The 25,032-nt window shown below is 64.0% G+C and carries 18 protein-coding genes; 12 read left to right on the top strand and 6 right to left on the bottom strand.

Annotated elements, in window-relative coordinates:
* The first annotated feature begins 78 nt into the window (after window positions 1–78).
* The 9 genes from gspL to RCH10_RS07035 all read left to right on the top strand — a co-directional run bounded on the left by gspL (window position 79) and on the right by RCH10_RS07035 (window position 11,940).
* Entirely contained in the window at window positions 79–1,287 is a 1,209-nt protein-coding gene (gene gspL / locus RCH10_RS07075) for a type II secretion system protein GspL (protein ID WP_323499959.1), read from the top strand.
* Window positions 1,284–1,871, top strand: coding sequence for a type II secretion system protein GspM (gspM, locus tag RCH10_RS07070; protein ID WP_409051846.1), 588 nt, complete (start codon window positions 1,284–1,286; stop codon window positions 1,869–1,871). Before gspL ends, gspM begins: the two co-directional genes overlap by 4 nt.
* 29 nt (window positions 1,872–1,900) lie before the next feature.
* Window positions 1,901–2,707 (top strand): type II secretion system protein N, encoded by an 807-nt coding sequence (gene gspN, locus RCH10_RS07065; RefSeq protein ID WP_409051845.1) that lies wholly within the window; start codon window positions 1,901–1,903, stop codon window positions 2,705–2,707.
* Between the two features lie 2 nt (window positions 2,708–2,709).
* On the top strand, window positions 2,710–4,956 hold the full coding sequence (gspD, locus tag RCH10_RS07060) for a type II secretion system secretin GspD (protein ID WP_409051844.1): 2,247 nt from the start codon (window positions 2,710–2,712) through the stop codon (window positions 4,954–4,956).
* A 17-nt stretch (window positions 4,957–4,973) separates the two neighbouring features.
* On the top strand, window positions 4,974–6,365 hold the full coding sequence (locus tag RCH10_RS07055; RefSeq protein ID WP_323494773.1) for an ATPase, T2SS/T4P/T4SS family: 1,392 nt from the start codon (window positions 4,974–4,976) through the stop codon (window positions 6,363–6,365).
* Between the two features lie 80 nt (window positions 6,366–6,445).
* Window positions 6,446–7,678, top strand: coding sequence for a type II secretion system inner membrane protein GspF (gene gspF, locus RCH10_RS07050; protein ID WP_409051843.1), 1,233 nt, complete (start codon window positions 6,446–6,448; stop codon window positions 7,676–7,678).
* Between the two features lie 13 nt (window positions 7,679–7,691).
* Window positions 7,692–8,591, top strand: a complete 900-nt coding sequence (locus tag RCH10_RS07045) for a 5'-nucleotidase (protein WP_187054444.1) — start codon at window positions 7,692–7,694, stop codon at window positions 8,589–8,591.
* A gap of 66 nt (window positions 8,592–8,657) precedes the next feature.
* On the top strand, window positions 8,658–9,998 hold the full coding sequence (gene argG / locus RCH10_RS07040) for an argininosuccinate synthase (RefSeq protein WP_409051842.1): 1,341 nt from the start codon (window positions 8,658–8,660) through the stop codon (window positions 9,996–9,998).
* Window positions 9,999–10,095: 97 nt separating this feature from the next.
* Window positions 10,096–11,940: an ABC transporter ATP-binding protein/permease gene (locus tag RCH10_RS07035; RefSeq protein ID WP_409051841.1), complete on the top strand. Its 1,845-nt coding sequence runs from the start codon at window positions 10,096–10,098 to the stop codon at window positions 11,938–11,940.
* A 13-nt stretch (window positions 11,941–11,953) separates the two neighbouring features.
* Here RCH10_RS07035 and queC read toward each other — a convergent pair whose 3' ends face one another.
* From queC to RCH10_RS07005, 6 genes are all read right to left on the bottom strand, one after another.
* Window positions 11,954–12,658 (bottom strand): 7-cyano-7-deazaguanine synthase QueC, encoded by a 705-nt coding sequence (gene queC, locus RCH10_RS07030; protein ID WP_409051840.1) that lies wholly within the window; start codon window positions 12,656–12,658, stop codon window positions 11,954–11,956.
* 260 nt (window positions 12,659–12,918) lie between these two features.
* Entirely contained in the window at window positions 12,919–14,481 is a 1,563-nt protein-coding gene (locus tag RCH10_RS07025; protein WP_409051839.1) for a hypothetical protein, read from the bottom strand.
* 41 nt (window positions 14,482–14,522) lie between these two features.
* Window positions 14,523–15,971, bottom strand: coding sequence for a UbiA family prenyltransferase (locus RCH10_RS07020; RefSeq protein WP_409051838.1), 1,449 nt, complete (start codon window positions 15,969–15,971; stop codon window positions 14,523–14,525).
* Between the two features lies 1 nt (window position 15,972).
* Entirely contained in the window at window positions 15,973–16,347 is a 375-nt protein-coding gene (locus tag RCH10_RS07015; protein ID WP_323499970.1) for an SMR family transporter, read from the bottom strand.
* A 267-nt stretch (window positions 16,348–16,614) separates the two neighbouring features.
* Window positions 16,615–17,097, bottom strand: a complete 483-nt coding sequence (locus RCH10_RS07010) for a DUF1854 domain-containing protein (RefSeq protein ID WP_409051837.1) — start codon at window positions 17,095–17,097, stop codon at window positions 16,615–16,617.
* A complete protein-coding gene (locus tag RCH10_RS07005; RefSeq protein ID WP_409051836.1) occupies window positions 17,094–19,388 on the bottom strand; it encodes an ABC transporter ATP-binding protein in 2,295 nt (764 codons plus the stop codon). Before RCH10_RS07005 ends, RCH10_RS07010 begins: the two co-directional genes overlap by 4 nt.
* Before the next feature lie 156 nt (window positions 19,389–19,544).
* On the opposite strand from RCH10_RS07005, the gene cphA (RCH10_RS07000) reads away from it, so the two are divergent.
* From cphA (RCH10_RS07000) to RCH10_RS06990, 3 genes are all read left to right on the top strand, one after another.
* Entirely contained in the window at window positions 19,545–21,809 is a 2,265-nt protein-coding gene (gene cphA, locus RCH10_RS07000; protein ID WP_409051835.1) for a cyanophycin synthetase, read from the top strand.
* A gap of 9 nt (window positions 21,810–21,818) precedes the next feature.
* Window positions 21,819–24,386 (top strand): cyanophycin synthetase, encoded by a 2,568-nt coding sequence (gene cphA, locus RCH10_RS06995; protein ID WP_409051834.1) that lies wholly within the window; start codon window positions 21,819–21,821, stop codon window positions 24,384–24,386.
* Window positions 24,387–24,580: 194 nt separating this feature from the next.
* Window positions 24,581–25,003 (top strand): hypothetical protein, encoded by a 423-nt coding sequence (locus tag RCH10_RS06990; protein WP_409051833.1) that lies wholly within the window; start codon window positions 24,581–24,583, stop codon window positions 25,001–25,003.
* Window positions 25,004–25,032: the final 29 nt, after the last annotated feature.

The following is a 25,032-nucleotide window of genomic DNA, read 5'->3' as shown; positions in this document are numbered from 1 at the left end:
GCCGGCGGCGCTATCAAATTCGTAGCGATATCCATCAGTCAACTCCTACAATAGACGCCCTGATTCAAACGCCGATTCATGCCTCAGTTACTGGTTGTTGCCCCCCTGTCACCCGCCGCGGCCAGCGCTGAACTGGCGTGGGCGGCGTGGTCGAACGACGGGCGGCGGCTGCGTGCTCAGGGCAGTGCACTCCCCGCGCTGCTGCCGTCCAGCGATGAAGTGACGCTGTGCGTACCGGCCTCGATGTTGTCGTGGCACCAGCTCACCCTGCCACCGGGCAGCCTGAGTGGCGCTGTACGGCTGCGCTCGGTGCTCAACGGCCTGCTCGAAGACCGGCTGCTCGACGAGCCCGAGCTTCTCCACTTCGCGCTAGAGCCCGGCGCGCGCGCGGGCGGCTCGGTCTGGGTCGCCGCCTGCAACCGCATCTGGCTGCGCAGCTGGGTGCAGGCGCTAGAAGCCGCCAACCGGCGCATCGCCCGCATCATTCCTGAATTCACCCCGCAGCCGGTCGGCGCAGCAGCCATGCTGGTTGCGACCGGCGAGCCCGGCGCGGCGCAACTCACCGTCTGCGATACGGCGGGGGTGTCGGTGCTGCCGCTCGACAGCGCCAGCCTCGCGTTGATCGGGCCGTTGCCGGAGGGCGCCGCGTTGCTGGCCGAACCCGGCGTCGCGGAGTTGGCCGATGGCCTTTTCAATCGGCGCGTGCCGATCGTCAAGCCCGCCGAGCGCTGGATGCAGGCCAGCAACTCGCCGTGGGACTTGGCGCAGTTCGACCTCGCCTCGACCGGCCGCGCGCGCGCCAGCAAAAAGCTCGCATCGATCACGCAGGCGCTTCTGCGTGCACCGCGCTGGCGAGCCGCCCGATGGGGCGCCGTGGTGCTTGTGATGGCGCAGCTCTTCGGCCTCAATGCCTGGGCCTGGAAAGAACGCAGCGCGCTGGATGCCAAGCGCAGCGCGGTACGCACGGTGCTGACTCAAACCTTTCCCTCGGTGCAACTGGTGGTCGATGCGCCGCTGCAAATGGCGCGCGAAGTCTCCGCACTGCAGCAGGCAACCGGCGGTGTGGCCGGCGCCGACCTCGAACCAATGCTTGGAGCACTGGCAGCCAGCCTGCCGCCGGGACGCGTGCCCACGGCGATCGACTACAGCGCCGGACAACTCCGGCTGCGCGGCCTGGGCTTGCAGCCGAGCGACGAAAACAGCTTGGCGACCACGCTCTCGGCACGAGGCTACAGCGCCCGGCTCGAAGGCGACTTGCTGCTGGTGCAAGCGGAGGCGACCCGATGACGTGGTTCGATTCCCTCAACGAACGCTGGCAAGCCTGGTGGCCAGACCTTCCGCCGCGCGAGCAACGGCTGGTGATCATCGCGGCGACGGTCGTCGCGCTGGCGCTGCTTTGGTGGGTGGCGCTGGCGCCGGCACTGCGAACGCTAGCCTCTGCGCCCGCGGAACACGCACAGCTCGACGCTCAACTGCAGCAAATGACGACCTTGCAAACGCAAGCGCGAGCGCTCCAGTCGCAGCCCCGTTCCAACCGGGACGACGCGTTGCGTGCGCTCGAAACTTCGGTCCGCCAAAGCCTCGGTGCCAACGCACAACTGCAGACTGCTGGTGCCAACGAAGGCGTTACCGTGCAGGTCCGCGCTGCGCCCGCCGAAGGTCTGGCGCAATGGTTTGGCCAGGCTCGCAGCAACGCACACGCCGTGCCGCGAGAAGCGCATCTGACACGCGCACCCGGCGGCGGTGGCGCCACGCCGGGCGCTTTCGGCCAGACCGGATCGTCCAACGCTGCTGCTTCTGCAGCCGCGGCTGCAGAAGCAGCCAGGGTCCGCTGGGACGGCACCCTGGTCATGAGCCTTCCGGCACGCTGATTGCGTCCTTGATCGCATCGTCCAACACCATGGCCACCCGCCCTCGCTCCACCCTCGCGCCAGAGACCGCCGTCATCGGCTGGCGCTGGGCGCTCCTGGGTACGGTGCTGGGCATTGCGATGGCTCTCGCGCTGTTCGCACCGGCCCGCTGGCTGGCCGCCAGCCTCGCGCAGTGGAGCAACGGGCGCCTCGAACTGGTCAACCCACGCGGCACGGTGTGGAACGGCACGGCCGGCGTGGTGTTCTCCAGCGGTGGCGGCGGGGCGGAGTCGATCTCGCTGCCAGGCACGCTGGCGTGGACGCTGCGGCCGCGCTGGAACGCCATCGCCGGTGCGCTCGACATTCCTTGTTGCGCCGCACAGTCGTTGCGCTTCATTGCCGCGCCGCATGCCAACGGCGTGCAGGTCGACTGGCAAGACGGCCAGTCGCGCTGGCCCGCGGCGCTTCTGAGCGGCTTCGGCGCGCCCTGGAACACGCTCAAGCCCGAAGGCGTGCTCGACCTGTCGACCCGCGCCTGGTCGATGCGCTGGGACGGCCCTCGACTCGCGATGGCTGGCCGCGCCACGCTGGCGGCCACCGACATTTCATCCAGCCTCTCGACACTGCGGCCGATGGGCAGCTACCAGCTGCTGCTCGACGGCGGTCCGGCACCGACGTTGCTGCTCACCACGCGTGAAGGCAGTCTGCAATTGAGCGGCAGCGGCCGCTGGAACGGCAAGGCGTTTCGCTTCGACGGCGAGGCCAGTGCCGCCGCCGGCCGCGAAGACGCGCTTTCGAATCTTTTGAACATCATCGGACGGCGCAGCGGCGCGCGTTCGCTCATCACCTTGGGTTGACCATGAAGCACTTGTCTTCGCATGGCGTTCGCATCGGTCTGGTCGCACTCGCGGCACAGATTTTGATAGCGGCTTGCATTCCATCCGCGTTCGCTCAAGACGTCGCAGGCCCGCGCCGCGGCGAGCCGATCACGCTCAACTTCAACAACGCCGAAATCGAATCGGTAGCGCGCACACTGGCCGTCGTCACCGGCCGCGACGTGGTGGTCGACCCGCGCGTCAAGGGCACCATCAATCTGCAAACCGATCGGCCGATCTCGCCGGCCGCCGCCTTCAACCAGTTCGCTGCCGCACTGCGACTGCAGGGCTTTGCGATCGTGCAGGCCGACGGCCTCTACAAGATCGTTCCCGAAGCCGACGCCAAACTGCAAAGCAGCGCGGTGACAACGTCGACCAGCGCCACCTCGACGCTCTCTGGCAACCAGATCGTCACGCAAGTCTTCAAGCTCAACTACGAGTCGGCGGCCAACCTGCTGCCGGTGCTGCGCCCGCTCATCGCGCCCAACAACACGATCAATGTGAACCCAGGCAACAACTCGCTGGTCATCACCGACTATGCCGAGAACATGCGCCGCCTGGCGCGCATCGTGGCCGCACTCGACGTGCCGAACGCCGGAGACGTCGACATCATTCCGCTCAAGCATTCGGTCGCCACCGACCTGGTGCCCCTGGTCACGCGACTGCTTGAAGGCACCGGCTCGCAAGGTACGGCGCCCGGCACGGTCGACGCGTCGTTTCGCACCACGCTGCTGGCCGAACCGCGCAGCAATGCCATCATCGTGCGGGCCGCGAATCCGGCGCGCGCGCAGCTTGTTCGCACGCTGGTCGACAAGCTCGACCGCGCGCCCATCGACAGCGGCAACGGTGCAGCTGGCAACATCTACGTCATCTACCTCAAGAACTCAGACGCAGTGAAGTTAGCCGCCACGCTGCGGGCTGCGCTGTCGACCGAAGCGCGCGGCGGCAGTGCTGCGGGTGCGTCGTTTCCCAACGCTACGGGCATTCAACCGGTGTCGCAGGTGCAGCCCACCCAGGCCGGCACGTCGGCCGCCAACACGCCGCTCAACAACACCAACCAGCCGTCGACCGGCGGCCAGATCCAGGCCGATCCGTCGACCAATTCGTTGATCATCACAGCGGCCGAGCCGCAATACCGACAGATTCGTGCGGTCGTCGACAAGCTCGACAGTCGCCGCGCACAGGTCATGATTGAAAGCCTGATCATCGAAGTGAGCGCCACCAAGGCGGCGGAGTTTGGCGTGCAATGGCAGAGCGCGTTGGGCGGCAGCGGAGAAAACGTCGGGGTGCTCGGCACCAACTCGAGCCTGGGCGGTCAAAACATCATCGACCTGGCCGTAGGCATCGCCACCAAGAACGCGGCAACGCGGCCTTCTACCGGCATCAACTTCGGCATCGGCCACAAGATCAATGGAAAGTACGTGCTTGGTTTCCTGGCGCGCTTTCTCGAAAGCAATGGCGAGGGCAACACGCTGTCGACACCCAATTTGCTGACGCTCGATAACGAAGAAGCCAAGATCGTGATCGGCCAGAACGTGCCCTTTGTGACCGGTCAATACGCCAGCACCAACGGCAATACGTCGACCATTAATCCGTTCACCACGGTCGAACGAAAGGACGTCGGCCTGACCTTGCGCGTGCGGCCGCAGATCAACGAGAACGGCACCGTCAAGCTGGCGATCTTTCAGGAAGTGTCGAACGTCGATCCGGCCACGCGCACCGACATCAATGGCCCGACCACCAACAAACGTTCGATCGAATCCAACGTGCTGGTCGAAGACGGCAGCATCGTCATGTTGGGCGGCCTGCTGCAGGACGACTACTCGCGCTCGAACGAAAAAGTGCCGCTGGCCGGCGACATTCCGATCATCGGCAACCTGTTCAAGAGCGAAACCCGCTCGCGCAACAAGACCAACCTGATGATTTTTTTGCGCCCGGTCGTGATTCGCGACGGCGCTGCCAGCGAAGCCTTTGCCTACGACCGCTACGATGCGATCCGTGCGCAGCAAATCGCCGTTCAGCCCGAAAGCAACTTGGCACTGCGCGGCGTAAGCGAGGCGCCTTTGCTTCCCGAACTGCCACCGTCGAAGCTGGGCAACACCCGCATAGAAGGCACCCGTCTGATACCTCCACCCCTGGTGAACGAGAGCTTCAAGCCGGTTGCACCCAGCCCCTTGCGCGGTGCCCTGCCGCCGACCGCGGATCCGACGAGCACACGCGAATTGCCCTGAGATTAATTGGCCTCCTGATGCGCTACCCCCTGCCCTACGCGTTCGCTCGCGGCCAGCAACTGCTGCTCGAAGAGGCCGACGACGGCGCTTACACCTTGTGGATGCCGCAGGCGCCGCCGCGCAGTGCTGTCGGCGAGGTGATGCGCAAGTACGCCATCAAGACCTTCGAAGCGTTGCCGCCCGGACAGTTGGCCCAACGCATCAGCGCCGCCTACGCGCAAGGCGAATCGAACGCTGCCGCGGTGGTGAGCGAAGTGCAAGGCGATGCCGACTTGTCGCGAATGATGCAGGAGCTGCCTGCCGTCGAAGACTTGCTGGAAAGCGCCGGCGACGCGCCCATCATTCGCATGCTGAACGCGCTATTGACGCAGGCCGCGCGCGACGGCGCCAGCGACATCCACATCGAGCCGTATGAGCGCACCTCGTCGGTCCGCTTTCGCATCGATGGCACGCTGCGCGAAGTGGTGCAGCCCAATCGCGCGCTGCATGCGGCGCTGATCTCGCGCCTGAAGATCATGGCCGACCTCGACATCGCCGAAAAGCGCCTGCCTCAAGATGGCCGCATCAGCCTGCGCATCGGCACCCGTGCAGTCGACGTGCGCGTGTCGACGCTGCCCTCGGCGCACGGCGAACGCGCTGTGCTGCGGCTGCTAGACAAGACCGAAAGCAAGCTCACGCTAGAGGCTGTCGGCATGCAGGGCGGCACGCTGGCGCGCTTCGAGCAGCTCATCGGCCAGCCGCACGGGATCATCCTGGTGACGGGACCGACTGGCTCAGGCAAGACCACGACGCTGTACGCCGCACTCGGCCGACTCGACGCCGGCCGCAGCAACATCATGACGGTCGAAGACCCCATCGAGTACGAGCTGACTGGCATCGGGCAAACGCAGGTCAACGCCAAGATCGAATTGACTTTTGCCAAGGCCTTGCGCGCGATCCTCCGGCAAGACCCCGACGTGATCATGATCGGCGAGATTCGCGATTTCGAGACTGCGCAGATCGCGATCCAGGCGTCGCTGACAGGACACCTGGTGCTGGCGACTTTGCACACCAACGATTCGGTGAGTGCGGTGACGCGGCTGACCGACATGGGCGTCGAACCGTTCCTGCTCAGCTCGTCGTTGCTCGGCGTGCTGGCGCAACGACTGGTGCGAAAGGTCTGCACCGTGTGCACCGGCGCCGGCTGCGAAGCTTGCGGCCAAACCGGCTACCAGGGCCGCACCGGTATCTTCGAACTGCTGGTCGCGGACGAAACAGTGCAGTCGCTGATCCACAGCCGCGCGCCCGAGAGCCAGCTCTTCGTCGCTGCCGAGCGCGGCGGCTTGCGGTCGATGCGCGAGGACGGGGAGCGACTGGTGCAGGCCGGGGTGACGTCGCGGGCAGAACTGTTGCGGGTGACGCGAGACTGAGGACGTCTCGCCGGGCACGACCCGTGCCGCCTGCAAACACTGACAATGCGAACTAGCGAACCCTCGCCACCTATCCGCTCATGCCTGCCTATTCCTTCGAAGCCATAGACCAGCAAGGCCTGGCCCGCAAAGGCGTGCTCGAAGCCGACACCGCCCGCAGCGCCCGCGGCCTGCTCCGCGCGCAATCGCTCATCCCGCTGACCGTCACATCCGTCGGCAGTGGCGGGGCCGATGCACCATCGTCCAGCGGCTGGCGTCGCGCACTGGCAGGCGGTCGCATCTTCAATTCCACCGCCCTGGCCATCTGGACGCGGCAACTTGCAGGATTGGTCTCTTCCGGACTGCCGCTGGAACGCGCCCTCACCGCGCTGACTGACGAAGCCGAGAGCGAGCGCCAGCGCAACCTGCTGGCGTCGCTCCGTGCCGAAGTCAACGGCGGCTCGCCCTTCGGACGCGCCTTGTCGCAGCACCCGCACGAGTTCTCGCCGATCTACACCGCGGTGATCAGCGCCGGCGAGCAAAGCGGCAACCTGGGCATGGTGCTGGAGCGACTTGCCGACGACCTCGAACAAAGCATGGCGTTGCGGCAAAAGCTGGTCGGCGCGGCGCTGTACCCGGCCATCGTCACGCTGGTCGCGATTGCGATCGTGATCTTTCTGGTCAGCTACGTGGTGCCGCAAGTCGCGAATGTGTTCGCCGGAACCAAACGCGCGTTGCCGTTTTTGACAGTCGCGATGCTGGGCCTGAGCGCGTTCGTTCGGAACTACGGCTGGGCCATGCTGGTGGCGATCGCCTTCATCGTGTTCAGCGCACGGCTCGCTTTGGCCCGGGCGGCCTTCCGCGAAAAGTTCGACGCCGCGTGGCTCAACCTTCCATTGGTCGGCAAGCTCGCGCGTCAGTACAACGCGGCGCGCTTTTCCAGCACGCTGGCCATGCTCACGACGGCCGGCGTGCCGATCCTGAAAGCGCTGCAGGCCGCGTCCGAAACGCTGAGCAACACCGCCATGCGCGCCGATGCGCTAGATGCCCTGGTGCTGGTGCGCGAAGGCGCACCGCTGGCTTCGGCGTTGGCGCAAAAGAAACGCTTTCCCGGCATCGTCTCGATGTTCGCGCGGCTCGGCGAGCAAACCGGCACGCTGCCGCTGATGCTGCAGCGCGCTGCCAACCAGCTCGGCGCCGAGGTCCAACGGCGCGCGATGCATCTGGCGACCATCCTGGAGCCGCTGCTGATCGTGGCGATGGGCGGCGTCGTCATGCTCATCGTGCTGGCGGTGCTGATGCCGATCATTCAGCTCAACCAGTTCGTCAAGTAGCAAGCGACAACCCATGGCCGTCACCCTGGACGACAAGCTCGTCGTCGCCATTTCTTCCCGCGCACTCTTCAATCTCGAAGAAGAAAACCGGCTGTTCGATTCGGGCGATCCCGAGGGCTACATGAAGCTGCAGTTCGAGCGGCTCGACGTGCCGGCCCAACCCGGCATCGCGTACTCGCTGGTACGCAAGCTGCTGCGCTTCAACGACGACGGCGTGCAGCGCGTCGAAGTCGTGATCCTGTCGCGCAACGATCCGGTGTCGGGCATGCGCATCTTTAAGTCGAGCGTGGCCGCCGACATCAAGCTGCAGCGCGGCGTGTTCACTCAGGGCCGGCCGCCCTTCGGCTACCTGCGACCTTTGCGCGCGCATCTGTTTTTGTCGGTGAATGCACAGGACGTGCGCGAAGCGCTGAACGCCGGCTTCCCGGCGGCGCGCGTGTTGGTCGAATCGGTCAAGGCGAGCGACGCCTACCCGGACGAAGTGCGCATCGCTTTCGACGGCGACGCGGTGCTGTTCAGCGACGAGGCCGAGCGCGTGTTCCAGAGCCAGGGGCTCGATGCGTTCCAGGCGCACGAATCCAGCAAGGCCGAGCTGCCCTTGCCTGAAGGCCCGTTCAAGCCATTGCTGGCCGCGCTGCACCGGTTGCAACACGCCGGCAATGTCGATATGCGCATTCGCACTGCACTGGTGACGGCGCGCAGCGCGCCGGCGCACGAGCGCGCCATTCGCACGCTCATGAAATGGAACATCCGCGTCGACGAAGCGATGTTCCTCGGCGGCCTGCCCAAGGGCGAGTTCCTGCGCGAGTTCGAACCCGATTTCTTTTTCGACGACCAGACCGGCCACGTCGACGCGGCGGCCCGCCATGTGCCGTCTGGCCACGTGTCGAGCGGCATCAGCAATCCGCACTGAAAAACCCACCGAAAATACGGTCGTTTCGTCATTCCATTTTTCTGCGTGCTACGGCACCTCCTGCCCATGTCCACCATCCTCCAAGACATCCCCGCCGGCCAAAAAGTCGGCATCGCCTTTTCCGGCGGCCTCGACACCAGTGCCGCCTTGCTCTGGATGAAGCAAAAGGGTGCCCTCCCCTATGCGTACACGGCCAACCTGGGCCAACCCGACGAGCCGGACTACGAAGAGATCCCGCGCAAGGCGATGGAGTACGGCGCGATCCAGGCGCGGCTCATCGACTGCCGCACGCAGCTGGTCAACGAAGGCATCGCCGCGCTGCAGGCCGGTGCCTTCCACATTTCGACCGCCGGCGTCACCTACTTCAACACGACGCCGATCGGCCGTGCGGTCACCGGCACGATGCTGGTCGCGGCCATGAAGGAAGACGACGTCAACATCTGGGGCGACGGAAGCACCTACAAGGGCAACGACATCGAGCGTTTCTACCGCTATGGTCTGCTCACCAATCCGTCGCTCAAGATCTACAAGCCGTGGCTCGACCAGTTGTTCATCGACGAGCTGGGGGGCCGTGCCGAGATGTCGGCCTTCATGACCCAGCACGGTTTCGGCTACAAGATGTCGGCTGAAAAGGCCTACTCGACCGACTCCAACATGCTCGGTGCGACGCACGAGGCCAAAGACCTGGAGCACCTGTCGAGCGGCATGAAGATCGTGAATCCGATCATGGGCGTGGCCTTCTGGAAAGAGACGGTCGAGGTCAAGACCGAGGAGGTCACAGTGCGCTTCGAAGAAGGCATGCCAGTGGCGCTCAACGGCGTGAGCTACGCCGACTCGGTGTCGCTGCTGCTCGAAGCGAATCGCATCGGCGGTCGCCACGGTCTGGGCATGAGCGACCAGATCGAAAACCGCATCATCGAAGCCAAGAGCCGCGGCATCTACGAGGCACCCGGCCTGGCCTTGCTCTTCATCGCCTACGAGCGGCTGGTGACGGGCATTCACAACGAAGACACCATCGAGCAGTACCGCATGAACGGCCTGAAACTCGGCCGCCTGCTCTACCAGGGCCGCTGGTTCGACCCGCAGGCGATCATGCTGCGCGAGACTGCGCAGCGCTGGATTGCCAGCGCGATCACCGGTGAAGTGACACTGGAACTGCGCCGCGGCAACGACTACTCGCTGTTGAACACCGATTCGCCGAACCTTACCTACAAGCCCGAGCGCTTGAGCATGGAAAAGGTAGAGGGCGCTTTCTCGCCGCGCGACCGCATCGGTCAGTTGACCATGCGCAACCTCGACATCATCGACACGCGCGACAAGCTGATGACTTACACGCGCACCGGCTTGCTGGCACCGGGCTCGACACCCGTTCTGCCAAAGCCGAAGGCTGACGACAAGCCCGACTGAATCACTGCGCTTCAGTGCCGCTTAACTTTGGCGCGAGGCACGCCGGTAGGATCCCCGCACCGCGCGTACCGACGCGCTTCACGATGATGGCGGTTCGATGTCTTCTGCTTCTTCCACTCTTCCCGCAACGTCGCTCGCGGAGCCTTCTCGGTCTTTCCTGCAGACGCTGAGGCGCATAGGACGCCTTTCGGCACCCTACTTTCGTTCCGAAGAAAAGTGGAAGGCCTGGGGCCTGTTGATCGGCGTCGTCGCGCTGAACCTGGGCACGGTCTACGTGACGGTGCTCATCAACGACTGGAGCCGCGTGTTCTACGACGCGCTGCAGGCCAAGAACCAGCCGGTGTTCTGGACGCAGTTGCTGCGCTTCACTTACATCGCGATGGCCGGCATCCTGGTCGCTGTCCTCAAGTTCTATTTGACGCAGCTGCTGCAAGTGCGGTGGCGCGCTTGGATGACGCGCAGCTACATGACGCGCTGGCTCGCCAACCACACCTTCTACCGGATCGAGCTCGCGCGATATTCGGCTCGAACCACTGTCGATGGCGCGCAAACTGCCAACCCCGACAACCCGGACCAGCGCATCCAGGAAGACATGCAGCTCTTCACCGACTACACGGTGACGCTGTCGATGGGCATCCTGAACTCGGTCGTGACGCTGGTCACCTTCATCGGCATTCTGTGGGGCCTGTCGGGTCCGCTGGCGTTCACGCTGGGCGGGCAGAGCTTCTCGGTGCCGGGTTACATGGTGTGGGTCGCGGTGATCTACTGTGCCGTCGGCACGACCATCACGCATTACATCGGGCGGCCGCTCATCGGCCTCAACTTCCGTCAGCAGCGCTTCGAAGCCGATTTCCGGCATCACCTGATCCGGGTGCGCGAGAACAGCGAAGCGATCGCGCTCGATCGCGGTGAAAAGGTCGAGCACGGCCAGCTCGACACGCGCTTCTCCAGCGTGCTGCGCAACTACCTCTCGCTCATCAAGCAACAGAAGAACCTGGTGGCGTTCACCGCATCGTTCGGGCAGCTGTCCGTGGTCTTTCCGTTCTTTCTGGCGGCGCCCCGCTTCTTCAGTGGCGCGATCCAGTTCGGCGAGCTGATGCAGATTTCACGGACCTTCAGCACGGTGCAGGACTCGCTCTCGTGGTTCGTCGACAACTACGATCGGGTCGCAGTTTGGCGCGCCACCGCCGACCGGCTCTCCACCTTCGACGACGCCATGCGCGCGCACGCAGAAACGCAGGCAGCGGTCGCGCGCCAGCCCGGCTCGCGCCTGCACACCGACAACCTCGACGTGGCATTGCCCGACGGCACCAAGCTGTTGCATCACACCGCGTTGACCGTGCAGCCCGGCGAGAGCGTGCTGCTGCAGGGCCCGTCGGGCAGCGGAAAGTCGACGCTGTTCCGTGCCTTCGCCGGCATCTGGCCTTTTGCCGTCGGCACCGTGCACGTGCCAACCAACACGATGTTCATTCCCCAGCGGCCGTATGTGCCGGATGGCACCTTGCGCGATGCGCTGACCTACCCGAACCCCGCATCCGACTACGACGACGACGCATTGCGCCAGGCGTTGAATGACGCGCTTCTGCCCGAGCTCGCAAAGCGGCTGGACGACAGCGACGCCTGGAGCCAGAAGCTCTCCGGCGGCGAGCAACAACGCCTCGCCATCGCGCGCGTGCTGCTCAAGAAGCCGGCCTGGCTGTTCGCCGACGAGGCCACCAGCGCGCTCGATGCCGAGGCAGAGGCCGTGTTGTACCAACGACTAGCGGCCACGGTGCAGGTAGGCGGTGGTGCCATGGTGTCGATCGCTCATCGACCTTCCGTAGGCGATCACCACAAGCAGCGTTGGACGCTGGTGCCGCAAGCCGAGGGCACTGGATCGGAAGGCAAAGCGCGCTACCGATTGAGCACCGATGCGGGAAGCCCAGCCGGCGCTGCCGCGTGAACTCGTCGACTGCTCAGTCGCGGACGACGTAGCGCTCCCACCCGTTCTTTCGAAGCACGCACGCCGGGCAGGTGCCGCAGCCGTAACCCCAGGCGTGCCGATGCGTGCGGTCGCCGAGGTAGCAGGTGTGCGTCTCTTCGACGATGAGTTCGACCAGCGGCAAGCCGCCGAGGCGCTCGGCCATTTGCCAAGTCTCGGCCTTGTCGATCCACATCAACGGCGTCTCGATGACCAGGCGTCGCTCCAGCCCGAGCGACAGGGCCAGTTGCATCGCCTTCATCGTGTCGTCGCGGCAATCGGGGTAGCCGGAAAAGTCGGTTTCGCAAACTCCGGTGACGATCACTTGGAGTCCGCGCCGGTAGGCCAGCGCACCGGCGAGCGTGAGGAACAGCAGGTTGCGGCCGGGCACGAACGTGTTCGGCAAGCCGTCGGCCTGCATCGCGAAAGCGACCTCTTCGGTGAGCGACGAGCCTCCGAGTTGGGCCAGCGCGTCGATCGTCAGCAAATGGTCTTCGCCGAGCCGCGATACCCAGCGCGGAAAGCACTCGCGCAGTTTCGCCAGAATGCTGCCGCGCATGTCGAGCTCGATGCGGTGGCGCTGGCCGTAATCGAAACCGAGTGTCTCGACCCGCTGGTACTTCGAAAGGGCTTCGGCGAGGCAAGTCGTCGAGTCCTGGCCGCCGGAAAAGAGGACGAGTGCGGTGGTGTGGAGCGGCATGTTCGTGAAAGATATGGTGGGCGATCGGCGCGGTGCATGGCACGTCGACTGTGCGCCACGCCTCGTGGCCGGCTGGCCTGATTTTCGCAGTCCCGCAGGTTGTGCCGTTTCGACTGACTGTCGAACCTTTTTGCCTTGATGAACAAGAAATCCTGGAAAGCTTTCCAGTTGGCACTGGCACCGATCACACACGATGGGGTAGTGAAATTCTTTCTTCCATAGGCATACCCGGCTCAGTGCAGACTTTCGACTAGTCTGCTTCAGGGAGTTGTTTTGACAATGGCGCCATTTCGGAGTCGATACCATGTACCAAAACGGTTGTCGTATGCCGGCTCGTACATCTCCTTGATCGTTATCGGTAATATGCCGCCCCCGTGATAGGTCATACGGTCTCTCTCTTTGCTCAGATAAATGAGCTTCGGCTTTTTCTCGCGAATCTCGCTGACTACCTGTTCCAACTGGCGAGCGAGATAAAACGTTGAGCCATTGATTTCAATCACCGGCCGACGTTGCAGCATGAAATGCATCCTCGCATCACCCCAGACAACGATACGGTCCTGCTCGCCGGCAATGCCTCTCACAGCCTCCACGGACTCTTTGTACTCTGACAACCGAGCATCGAGCGAATTGTCCAACGCGCTCTGACTGGCCGCAGTAAAGGGCATCGCAGCAAACACCTTCACAACTTTTCGGCCCAATGGCCATCCGAAATTAATCAATACGCTGATGATCATTAGCGCAATGGCGGCTTGTCGATAGCGCAGATTCTTCGTGGAACCAAGCCGGCACAGTGCATCGACGAAGCCCAGTGCCGCGAGTACGCCGAGTGGCAGGAAAAGCAGGTCGAAGTGATAGTCCCAGAATGAAAGCACCTGCATGGGGATCACAATCATCGCCCCTGCACACCACGCGGTACAGAGCAACTCCAGGCGCGACCGATGCCGCAACCCGTTGAAGGCAGCCCATGCGGCCCAGGGAACCAACGCAACTGTGCCGATAAGGAACCAGCGCGTCGAACCCAGGAGCCTGAGTATGGTGTTGTGCTCGTACTCTCGCACTGCGATCCCGGGATACACGAAGGCCGTCCAGAGCGCCTCGGTCAAGGTGCCATTGAGTTGCATCCAGATCACCACCGGCAACAACGTGAACAGGCAACCCGCGAACATCGGTGCCACTCGCCACCTGATCAAACTACCTCCATCTATCCTGTCTTTCCACCTGGCGTGGGCGATTGCAGTCACGATCACAGCCATGGGCAGAATAACCAGCATGGTTTTGAACAACGCAACGATTGCAAGCATCGCGCCGGCAATCGCGTAGCGCCCTGCCGTCGCGCGTTCTTTGCCTGGCTTCGACTCGACACCGACGCACCACAGCACGACCGCGATGGGGCCGCCCACAATCCATTCGACCTGTGAAAACTGGTTGATGGAAGCCCGACCGTAGAAACTCGCGAAACCGAAGCACGGCGCAAGGACGGCTGCGAGTGCGCCTCGCTGTCGCACAGCCGCCCACAGAACGCCGGCAACACAGAGAGACCAGACAACATCCATCCAGCGCAGGCCGACTGCATCGAAGCTGAAGATCGATCCGACCGCCAGGTACCACCAATAGATCCCAGGCTGCTTCATATCCCAGAACTCGCGGTACATCTGTGCGCCATCGGTCATCTCGCGCGCCGCGTACATGAACAGCGCCTGGTCTTCGTTGAACGGGTAGTGCAGATGAAGCATCGTCAACAAAAGTACGACTGCCAGCACGATCAGGATGCTTTCCCTGCCCGTTGCAGAACTGCGCCTGTGCGCCGTATTGATGTTGTTCATTGCTTGTTCAAATCTTTGCTAAAGGAAATTGTGTTCGGAGCTCAACCGGCCAGGTATAGGACAACTGCAGCCATGCCGACGGCAAGTCGGCTGACCCAGTCACGCGCGGCAAAAACCACCGGGTCGTCGTGCAACGCGCCACGAATCGCCTTAAGCCAGATGCGCATGACCCAAAACAAGAAAACCGGAATCAATGCCCATAGGTAAACAGGGTTGACGTATCTCTCCGACATCTGCGAGTCCTGCAAATACAAGCTGAGCAACAGCGCCGACATTTGCCCTGCGGCGACGCCTGCGCTAAGCACGAAAGTAACGTCGCCAGGTTGATAGCCGCGATCGCGCGTCATTCGCTCCAGGGCATCCGGCGATCCGGTCGTCAGTTCGACGTAGCGCTTGGCCAATGCAAGACTCAGGAATATGAAGAGCGAGAACGACAAAATCCAGAATGACAGTGGCTGGCCGGTTGCCGCAGTTCCCGCCGCGACCCGGACTGTGTAGAGGCCGGCCAGCGAAAAGACATCGACCACCGCACGACGCTTCAAAAACAGGGAATAAGCGGTGGTCAGTGCGACATAGAAGAGCAGCACCCACAGAAAAACTTTCGGGAGAAAGAGCAACGAAAACGCAAGCGACGCCAAGGCAAGTCCAGTCGCCAGCGCAAGGCCGCGGAGCACCGAGATCTCGCCGGCCGCAAACGGTCGTGACCGTTTGCGATGGTGCAGTCGATCAGACTGTAGATCGAGCAAATCATTGACGATATAGACCGCAGATGCAGCCAGCCCAAAAGCAAAAAAGGCAAAGACGCCGTTAAGCAGCAGCGCGCTGCTGAGGTTATGCAGCACTGGCATCAGCGGCAGAAACACCAACACGTTTTTAAGCCATTGATGCAGCCGCATTCCATAGAGGTATCGCCGCAAAGAGGTAGCCGGAGGTTCGATGACTGCATCGACCTTTGTCAACCGGGCGGCATGCTGTACCAAAGAATGCGAGCGACTCACGACAACCGCGGCGGCAGCACCGCTCCACACGTCCAGATCCGCGGTGCTGTCACCCGCGTAGCAGAACGGCTCACCTTCGGCGTCATCTTGAATGGCCTTCAACTTGGCCGCGCCGCGCATGTTGATGAGCCCGTCCGACGCCAGAACGGCATCAAACAGACCCAAATGGTCTGCAACCTTGCGCGCGAATTCGGCGTCGCTGGCGGTGGCGAGCACCACTCGGCGTCCGGCCACACGTGCGTTATGAATCAATTCCAGAACAGCGGGGCGATATGGCAGCGTGACGACATCGATGTCGACGTGCAGTGCGACTTTTCGCTTGAAAGCGGATTTTCCGTGCACGAGCCACCATGGAAGGCTGAGCAACGAACCCGGTGCTGAGCGCACCAACTGCAGCAATGATTCGTGCAGCAGATCGGTAGCGATCAATGTACCGTCGAGATCGACGTAGAGCGGCTGGGGCGAGACCGCGAGAGTGAGGCTCGATGCCATCTCAACCCCTGCCGAGAACAACGACGCCGACCAGGATGATTGCGATCCCCAGCAAGCGTTGCGTCGTTAATGCCTCACCGAAAAAATGCCATGCAAGGACCGCTGCGATGACGTATCCCATCGAGAGCATGGGGTATGCGACTGTGACGTCGACTCGCGTCAATGCAACGACCCACAGTCCGGCACTGATGAAATAACAGGTCAGGCCGACCAGTATCCAAGGCTGCAAGGCAGCGCTCCACGCGGCATCGACCATCGATCCGATGCTTGCCATGGACACTGAACCGATCGCTCGGGCGCCCGCCTTGAGCATCAGCTGGGCTGCCGAATTCAGCAGCACACCCGCAAAAATAATGGCGAAAGTGCTGAGATTCACGCCTATGACCCTTTGTACGATCCGCGCGAACGAAACGTGGCGGAGAAGCTGGACATCGAAACCTCCGGATTGAAAGCAAGGCAGCGCGAAACGATGTTTCGCCAACGAACTGCCTATTGCGCCCCGCTCTATCCGGATTGCAATTCAGTGCTTTGTGTTGGCGCGATGTTACAACAAAAGACTTACATTACAACTAGTATCTATTTGGCAAATGTCGATCTGCGCGGTTTTACTCCGCAGATTGATCTGGTCTCTGGCTACAGCGAACTAAAGAAAGCGCTCGAGCAACTTGCGCGAAGTACGGTCCAGCGCCTTCGCATCGGGAATGCGGAACTGCACGCCATGCGCGCTGGCGATCAGCAATGCGCCGCCGTCGAGCCGGCGAATGTCTTCTTCGGCTTTAAGCACGAAACTGGTCTCGCCGCGGTCGGTGCTGACGGTCCATGTGCTCGGCACACCGAAGCTCGACACCGCATGCAGTTGCTGCAGCGTCGGCGCGAAGTCGCGCACCGCCAAGTCTTGCGCCAGCAAAGCGAGCGCCTCTGGAGGCACATCATCCAGCCGGTCTAGCCACAGCACTTCCTTGCCGTCGCTGCCGACCAGGGACACGCCGGCGTCCGGCGCACTGAGCGGAAAGGCGCGTACCGGCACGATGCCGATGTGGCGCACGCCGTCGGCGTCGATCAGCACGAGTCGCCCAAAGGTGTCGCGTTCGATGTCCATCTTTATTCGCGTTGTCGTCGTGTTCATTGCAGCCCCGCCGGATGTGCCGGGTGCGTGCCGAGCGCCACTTGCACCGCAGCGCGCTCGCTCACCGCGCCATCGCTCGCCTCTTCGTCCGCCTGCCGCAATTGCGCCTGGTAGAGCCGCCAATAGGCGCCCTGCCTTTCCATCAACGCGTCGTGCGGCCCGACCTCGACGACCTCGCCGCGGTCCATCACGACCAGCCGGTCGGCCTTGCGCAACGTAGACAACCGATGCGCGATGGCGATGGTCGTACGTCCTTTCACCAAGTTGTCCAGTGCCCGCTGAATCTCTTTCTCCGTCTCGGTGTCGACCGCCGATGTGGCCTCGTCGAGTATCAGGATGCGCGGGTCGATCAACAGCGCGCGGGCGATGCTGATGCGCTGTCGCTCACCGCCCGACAGGCCTTGTCCGCGCTCGCCGACCAGCGAATCGTAGCCGTGCGCGAGCCGCAGGATGAAGTCGTGCGCGTGGGCCGCGCGTGCGGCAGCCACGACCTCTTCGCGCGTGGCGTCGGGCTTGCCGTAGGCGATGTTCTGCGCGATGGTGCCGAAAAACAGAAACGGCTCCTGCAGCACCAGCCCGACATGTCTCCGGTAGTCGGTGACTGCGAAGCGCCGGATGTCGGTGCCGTCGACAAGGATGGCGCCATCGGTCACGTCGTAGAAGCGGCAGATCAGGTTGACCAGCGTGCTCTTGCCCGAGCCGCTGTGGCCGACAAGGCCGATCATTTCGCCGGGCTCGATCACCAGGTCGAGGTTGCGAATCACCGCACGCGAGCCGTATCGAAAGCCCACGTCCTTCATCTCGATGCGTCCGGTAATGCGCTGCACCTTGACCGGGTTCGCCGGTTCCGGCACGTTGCTCACATGGTCGAGGATGTCGAAGATGCGCTTGGCACCGGCGGCTGCTTTTTGCGTGACCGAGACGATGCGACTCATCGAATCGAGCCGCGTGTAGAAGCGGCCGATATAAGCGATGAAGGCGGTCAGCACACCGACCGTGATGCGCCCGCGCGCCACCTGCCAGATGCCGAAGCCCCAGACCACGAGCAGGCCCATCTCGGTGAGCAGCGACACACTGGGCGTGAACAGCGACCACGTCTTGTTCAGCTTGTCGTTCACTTGCAGGTTGTACGCATTGGCGGAATGGAAGCGATCGGCCTCGCGCTTTTCCTGCGCGAAGGCCTTGACCACGCGAATGCCTGGAATGGTGTCGGCCAGCACGTTGGTCACTTCGCTCCACACGCGGTCGATTTTCTCGAAGCCGGTGCGCAGACGATCGCGCACCACATGGATCATCCAGGCGATGAAGGGCAGCGGTACCAGCGTGACGACCGCCAGCAACGGATTGATCGAAAACAGGATCACCGCGGTCATCGCGATCATCAGCACGTCGGTCACGAAGTCGAGCGCGTGCAACGAAAGGAAAACATTGATGCGGTCGGTCTCGGAGCCGATGCGCGACATCAGGTCGCCAGTGCGTTTGCCGCCGAAGTAGTCGAGCGGCAATGTCAGCAGATGCTCGTACGTCGTCGTGCGCAAGTCGGCGCCGATGCGCTCCGACACGAGTGCCAGCAGGTAGGTGCGCGCCCAGCCCAACGCCCAGCCAGCCAATGCCGAAAGCAAGAGCGCCCCAAGAAAAAGCACAACCTTTGCGATGGCTATCTGCTGCCCGTTCTGGAACGGAATCAGGATGTCGTCCATCAACGGGATGGTCAGATAGGGCGGCACCAACGTGGCAGCGGTCGACGCCAGCGTGAGCAGGAAGCCGGTGATCAATTGTTTGCGATAGGGCTTGGCAAAGCGGCCCAGCCGCAGCAGCACCCATGTCGACGGCGGCGCCTGCGCCTCGACTGCCTCGGGAAGTTCATCGACGTCGGCCAGCTCGGCGATTGCAGCAGCGCCTGCATTCGGGTCAACAGCAACAGCCATCCGCTGCCCGAAAAGCTTCAACAGCCTGAGCGCCGAAGCCTGCTGCTCGAGCGTGTAATGCCAGCGTGCCAGCTGGCCCTGCGCACCCTGCAACTCGAGCGTGCCGATGCCCGCATGGTCGATCAGATGCAGCGCGATTCCGGGTTCCGAAAGTGGCCACTCGCGCCACGCCCCTGCGGCGTCTCGCGCCAGCAGGCGATGATCTGCTAGCGCGACGAGCCCGGACGAGAACCGAAGTTCGTTGTCGAGGTCAACCGCGAGCGTCGCCAGAACGTTTTCGGCGGTGGTGAGCCGGCTTTTCAGCGCGTCTGAGACCGCCTCTATTTCTCCCTGCCGGGTACCCACTGGATCGTGATGTTGCATTGTGTTTATTTGACTCTCGCCTGTTGCAGGCCCGCCGAGCCCCGTGGGACCCGCCGTGGCGCGCGATGGGCGCCGATTTTGACCGATCGCCATGCGCGCGCCTGAGCGCGCCGCGGTGCCCTGCCAAATCATTTCGAAAAGACATCGAACGTTCCCATGACCCGTTTCGACGACATCCGACTCCTGCGCATCAACTATTTGCGCGGGCCCAACATCTGGACTTATCGGCCGGTGCTCGAAGTTTGGCTCGATCTCGGCCGGCTGGAAGATTTTCCGTCGAACACCATCGACGGCTTCACCGGGCGTCTGACGACCCTGCTGCCGGCACTCATCGAGCACCACTGCGGCGTCGGTGAACGCGGCGGATTTATTTCGCGGCTGAACGAAGGCACCTGGTCGGGCCATGTGCTCGAACACGTCGTCATCGAATTGCTCAACCTCGCCGGCATGCCGACCGGGTTCGGCCAGACCCGCAGCACTTCCGAGCACGGCGTGTACCGCATGGTGTTCCGGGCACGCGACGAGCAAGTTGCGCGCGCCGCTCTGGCAGAAGGCCATCGCCTGCTGATGAGCGCGATCAACGACGATCCTTTCGGTGCGGCCGACGTGCAGCGCGCGGTCGACGTGGTCAAGGGCCAGGTCGAAGACTGCTACCTCGGCCCGAGCACCGCGTGCATCGTCGGCGCCGCCACCGACCGCGGCATTCCGCACATGCGCCTGAACAGCGGCAACCTCGTACAGCTCGGCTACGGCGCCAGCCAGCGCCGCATCTGGACTGCCGAGACCGACTACACCAGCGCCATCGGCGAATCGATTGCCAGCGACAAGGAACTCACCAAGTCGCTTCTCGCGAGCTGCGGCGTGCCGGTGCCTGAAGGCGAAGTGGTCGACAGTGCCGAAGAAGCCTGGGACGTTGCCGAGAGCATGGGCCTGCCGGTGGTCGTCAAGCCGTCCGACGCCAACCACGGCCGCGGCGTCTCGCTCGAACTCAACACGCGCGAAGAAGTCATGGGCGCTTACGCCGTCGCCGAGCCCGAGGGCAGCGACGTGATGGTCGAGCGCTTTATCCGTGGCAGCGAACACCGCCTGCTGGTGGTCGGTGGCCAGGTCGTGGCGGCGGCCCGTGGCGAGATCATCACCGTGACGGGCGACGGCATCACCGCTGTCGCCGACCTCATTGAAAAGCAACTCAACAGCGACCCTCGCCGCGGCGCCGAAGAAGAATTTCCACTCGACCTGATCGACCTGCCGACCGACGCCAAGCTGCAGCTCGAGCTGCAACGCCAGAAGCTCGATGGCACCTCGGTGCCCGAGGCCGGTCGCGTGGTCACCATCCAGCGCAACGGCAACCTCGGTGTCGACTGCACCGATCAGGTCCACCCTGAAGTCGCTCACGCAGCCGTGCTCGCGGCCCGCGTCGTCGGGCTCGACATCGCCGGCATCGACCTGGTGGCGCAAGACATCGGCCGGCCGCTGGCAGCGCAAGGCGGCGCCATTGTCGAAGTGAATGCCGGCCCGGGCTTGCTGATGCACCTGAAGCCTGCGGTCGGTTCGCCACGGCCGGTCGGCCGTGCGATTTGCGATCACCTGTTCCCGGATGAAGCCTCAGGCCGGATTCCAATCGTGGGCATCGCCGGCTCGCAGGACACCGCTGTGCTGGCGCGCTTGGTGGCCTGGCTCATCGGCCTCGGCGGCCGGTACACCGGGCTCGCGTGCGGCGACGGCCTCTTTCTGGAACGCCGCCGCGTCGATGCGCGCAACAGCGCCAATTGGGGCGCAGGCCATCGCCTGCTGGTCAACCGTGCGGTGCAGGCCGTCGTCATCGAGAACGGTGCCGAGACCATCCTGCGCGACGGCTTGGCCTACGACCGCTGCGAAGTCGGCATCGTGACCGACCTGGAAGGCGCTGCCGCGCTCGCCGAGTTCGACATCACGGAGAGCGACCAGCTGGTGAAGGTGCTGCGCACCCAAGTCGACGTGGTGCTGCCCGAAGGCACCGCCGTGCTGAACGCCGCCGATGACCGCGTTGCCGGGCTAGCGCCGTTGTGCGATGGCGTGGTCATTCTGTATTCGACCGACGCGCACGCAGCGACACTGTCGACGCACCAGGCCAGCGGCGGCAAAGCCGTTCTGGTGCGGCAAGACCGCGTGGTGCTGGCCAACGGCAGCAGTGAATCGTTCTTGCCGGGCCTCGGGCGCCTCACGATCTGGAGCGCGACCCATGCGGGTGTGAGCATCGACAGCTTGCTGGCGGCGGTCGCGGCCGGCTGGGCGCTCGGCATACCACTGAACCTGATCGGTGCCGGTGTCGAGGCCTTCGAAGCCGACCTGCAGGCGGCGCTCGCATCGCTGCAACTTTCTCAGACGGCGCCGTCTCCTTCGGCACCGCACGCCTCGTCGTCCTTTCAACAATTTTCCTGAAGAGCCGGCATGGAAGTCACACGCATTCGCGCCCTGCGCGGCCCCAACCTCTGGAGCCGACACACCGCCATCGAGGCGATCGTTTCGTGCACCGGCGACGAGAACGCCGTGGAACGGCTCTCCGGTTTCGACGCGCGCCTGCGCTCGCTGTTTCCGACCATCGGCGAACTGCATCCGATCGTGCTCGGCCAGCCGCTGGCCCTGGCACACGTGCTTGAAAACGCCGCGTTGGCACTTCAGGCGCAAGCCGGCTGTGCGGTCAACTTCGGGCACACCCAGCCGACGGCGGAAGCGGGCATTTACCAAGTGACGGTGCAGTACGGCGAAGAGTCGGTCGGCCGACGCGCCATTGAACTGGCCGAGCAACTCATCAACGCGGCGTTGCACGACACCGCCTTCGACGCAGATGCGGCCATCGCTGAATTGCGCGAAGAAGACGAATCCGAACGCCTCGGCCCGAGCACCGGCTCGATCGTCGATGCGGCTGTCGCGCGCGGCATTCCGTATCGACGCCTCACGCGCGGCAGCCTGGTGCAGTTCGGCTGGGGCGCCAAGCAGCGACGCATCCAGGCGGCAGAGATCGACAGCACGAGCGGCGTGGCCGAGTCGATTGCGCAAGACAAGGAACTCACCAAGCAATTGCTCAACGCCGCTGGCGTGCCCGTGCCGTTGGGTCGGCCGGTGGCGAGCGCCGACGACGGCTGGGCCGCATCGATGGACATCGGCCTGCCGGTGGTGGTGAAGCCGCAAGACGGCAACCAGGGCAAGGGCGTGACGGTCAACATCACCACGCGCGAGCAACTCACAGCCGCCTACGACTCGGCCGCTGTCTACGGCGAGGTCATGGTCGAGAAGTTCTTGCCCGGCTTCGACTTCCGCCTGCTGGTCGTCGGCGACAAGCTCATCGCCGCGGCGCGACGCGATCCGCCGCAGGTGATCGGCGACGGCACCTGCACCGTGCGGCAGCTGGTCGACACCGTCAACCTCGACCCGCGCCGTGGCGAAGGCCATTCGACCTCGCTCACCAAGATCCAGCTCGACGACATCGCCATCGGGCGTCTCGAATCGCAGGGCCTGACGCCCGAAAGCGTGCCGAAACGAGGTCAGCGGGTCGTGCTCCGTAACAACGCGAATCTCTCCACGGGCGGCACCGCCACCGACGTGACCGACACCGTGCACCCCGAAATCGCAGCGCGCGCGGTCGATGCAGCGCAGATGGTCGGTCTCGACATCTGCGGTGTCGACATGGTCTGCGAGAGCGTGCTGCGGCCGCTCGAAGAACAACACGGCGGCGTGGTCGAAGTCAACGCCGCGCCCGGCCTGCGCATGCACATCTCCCCCTCGTTCGGCCGCGGCCGCGCGGTCGGCGAGGCCATCATGGACACCCTCTATGCACCCGGCGACACCGGCCGCATCCCGGTAGTCGCAGTCACCGGCACCAACGGCAAGACGACGACGGCGCGCCTCATCAACCATCTGCTCGCATCGAGCGGACTGCGCACCGGCATGACCAACACCGACGGCGTGTGGGTCGATGGCCGGCAGATCGACAGCGGCGATTGCAGCGGCCCGAAGAGCGCGCGCAACGTTCTGATGCACCCCGAGGTCGATGCGGCTGTGTTCGAAGTCGCGCGCGGTGGCGTGCTGCGAGAAGGCCTCGGCTTCGACCGCTGCCAGGTCGCAGTGGTGACCAACATCGGCAGCGGCGATCACCTGGGCCTCAACTACATCACCACGGTCGAAGACCTCGCCGTGCTCAAGCGCGTGATCGTCCGCAACGTGGCTTACGACGGGTATGCGGTGCTCAATGCCGCCGACCCGAACGTCGCCGCCATGGCCGCAGGCTGCCCCGGCAGCGTGATCTTCTTTGCCGCCGACCGGCAGCACCCGGTGATGGCAACGCACCGCGCGCAAGGCAAGCGCACCGTCTACGTCGACCAGGACACCCTGATCGCAGCCGAAGGTTCGTGGCGGGAACGCATTCCACTGCGCGACGTGCCGATCACCCGTGGCGGCACGATCAGCTTTCAGGTCGACAACGTGATGGCGGCAGTGGCCGCAGGCTGGGCCGTCGGCCTTGACTGGGGCACCATCCGCAGCGGCGTCGCGAGCTTCATGAACGACGCGGCCGGCGTGCCCGGGCGCTTCAACGTAATGGACTATCGCGGTGCCACCGTCATCGCCGACTACGGCCACAACACCGACGCCATGCGCGCATTGGTGTCCGCCGTCGACACCATGCCGGCCAACAAGCGCTCAGTGGTCATCAGCGGTGCCGGCGACCGACGCGACAGCGACATCCGCGACCAGACCGCCATCCTCGGGCAAGCGTTCGACGAAGTGATCCTGTACCAGGACGCGGCGCAGCGTGGCCGCGCCGATGGAGAGGTCATGGCACTTCTGCGGCAAGGTCTGCAGGGCGCATCGCGGACGCAACTCATCGACGAGATCCGCGGCGAGTTCATCGCCATCGACACGGCGCTGGCGCGTTTGCAGCCGGGCGATTTGTCGTTGATTCTGGTGGACCAGGTCGAAGAGGCCTTGGCGCACCTTGCGATGCGGATCGCTGCCGGATAAGTGCCGCCGACATCGCGCGCAACCGATCGGGCCTGCATGGCTGCGAGCGATGGCTCGTGCCGTTCCATTCGGGGGATTTGTAGGAAAATTCCTGCAGCGCGCGGGCTCGTGGAGCGCCTGTAAAGGCTGTGCAGTCCCACACCCAGGGGGCGCTTCCGGCATGACAGTTCAAAGAGACCATAAGGACCTCTTTCATGAACAACAAATCTCTCGTACTTCCGTTCGCGCACCATCTGGCCGCCGGCGCACTCTTCGCAGTCGTCACGCTGGGCGTCGCGCCCGTCGCCTGGGCGCAGCAGGCTGCGGCACCCGGTACCGCGGCTCGCATGGAAAGCGAAAAGGCCACATGCGATGGCGTTCAGCAGGACAAAGCCGCCTGCCTGCGCGAAGCCGGTGCGGCGCGCCAGGAAGCCGGTCGTGCCGGGCTCACGACCGCCGGCCCTGCCGGCAACAGCGCGAACACGATGGAGCGTTGCAAGCTTCAGCCCGCAGCCGACCAGGCTGACTGCATGGCGCGCATTCAGGGAGGCGCCGGCGACACCTCGACCTCCACCAGCGGCAGCGTGATGGGCGGCGGCGTCATCCGCGAAACCGTGACGACCATTCCCGCCAAGTGATCCTTGGTAACCCCCTTAGTTTTCCGACG

It is taken from the genome of Variovorax sp. GrIS 2.14, assembly GCF_046115955.1.
Taxonomy (GTDB): Bacteria; Pseudomonadota; Gammaproteobacteria; order Burkholderiales; family Burkholderiaceae_C; genus Variovorax.
Note: the sequence above shows the minus strand (reverse complement) of the source record. Positions and strands in the feature narration are given on the sequence as shown.

What these genes read in the sequence shown, in the direction of transcription:
- RCH10_RS07035 (WP_409051841.1), top strand. Translation starts at nt 10,096, where the DNA reads ATGTCTTCTGCTTCTTCCACTCTTCCCGCAACGTCGCTCGCGGAGCCT.
- RCH10_RS07010 (WP_409051837.1), bottom strand. Translation starts at nt 17,097, where the DNA reads ATGAACACGACGACAACGCGAATAAAGATGGACATCGAACGCGACACC.
- RCH10_RS07045 (WP_187054444.1), top strand. Translation starts at nt 7,692, where the DNA reads ATGGCCGTCACCCTGGACGACAAGCTCGTCGTCGCCATTTCTTCCCGC.
- gspL (WP_323499959.1), top strand. Translation starts at nt 79, where the DNA reads ATGCCTCAGTTACTGGTTGTTGCCCCCCTGTCACCCGCCGCGGCCAGC.
- gspM (WP_409051846.1), top strand. Translation starts at nt 1,284, where the DNA reads ATGACGTGGTTCGATTCCCTCAACGAACGCTGGCAAGCCTGGTGGCCA.
- RCH10_RS07020 (WP_409051838.1), bottom strand. Translation starts at nt 15,971, where the DNA reads ATGGCATCGAGCCTCACTCTCGCGGTCTCGCCCCAGCCGCTCTACGTC.
- gspN (WP_409051845.1), top strand. Translation starts at nt 1,901, where the DNA reads ATGGCCACCCGCCCTCGCTCCACCCTCGCGCCAGAGACCGCCGTCATC.
- RCH10_RS06990 (WP_409051833.1), top strand. Translation starts at nt 24,581, where the DNA reads ATGAACAACAAATCTCTCGTACTTCCGTTCGCGCACCATCTGGCCGCC.
- cphA (WP_409051834.1), top strand. Translation starts at nt 21,819, where the DNA reads ATGGAAGTCACACGCATTCGCGCCCTGCGCGGCCCCAACCTCTGGAGC.
- gspF (WP_409051843.1), top strand. Translation starts at nt 6,446, where the DNA reads ATGCCTGCCTATTCCTTCGAAGCCATAGACCAGCAAGGCCTGGCCCGC.
- RCH10_RS07025 (WP_409051839.1), bottom strand. Translation starts at nt 14,481, where the DNA reads ATGAACAACATCAATACGGCGCACAGGCGCAGTTCTGCAACGGGCAGG.
- gspD (WP_409051844.1), top strand. Translation starts at nt 2,710, where the DNA reads ATGAAGCACTTGTCTTCGCATGGCGTTCGCATCGGTCTGGTCGCACTC.
- argG (WP_409051842.1), top strand. Translation starts at nt 8,658, where the DNA reads ATGTCCACCATCCTCCAAGACATCCCCGCCGGCCAAAAAGTCGGCATC.
- cphA (WP_409051835.1), top strand. Translation starts at nt 19,545, where the DNA reads ATGACCCGTTTCGACGACATCCGACTCCTGCGCATCAACTATTTGCGC.
- RCH10_RS07005 (WP_409051836.1), bottom strand. Translation starts at nt 19,388, where the DNA reads ATGCAACATCACGATCCAGTGGGTACCCGGCAGGGAGAAATAGAGGCG.
- queC (WP_409051840.1), bottom strand. Translation starts at nt 12,658, where the DNA reads ATGCCGCTCCACACCACCGCACTCGTCCTCTTTTCCGGCGGCCAGGAC.
- RCH10_RS07055 (WP_323494773.1), top strand. Translation starts at nt 4,974, where the DNA reads ATGCGCTACCCCCTGCCCTACGCGTTCGCTCGCGGCCAGCAACTGCTG.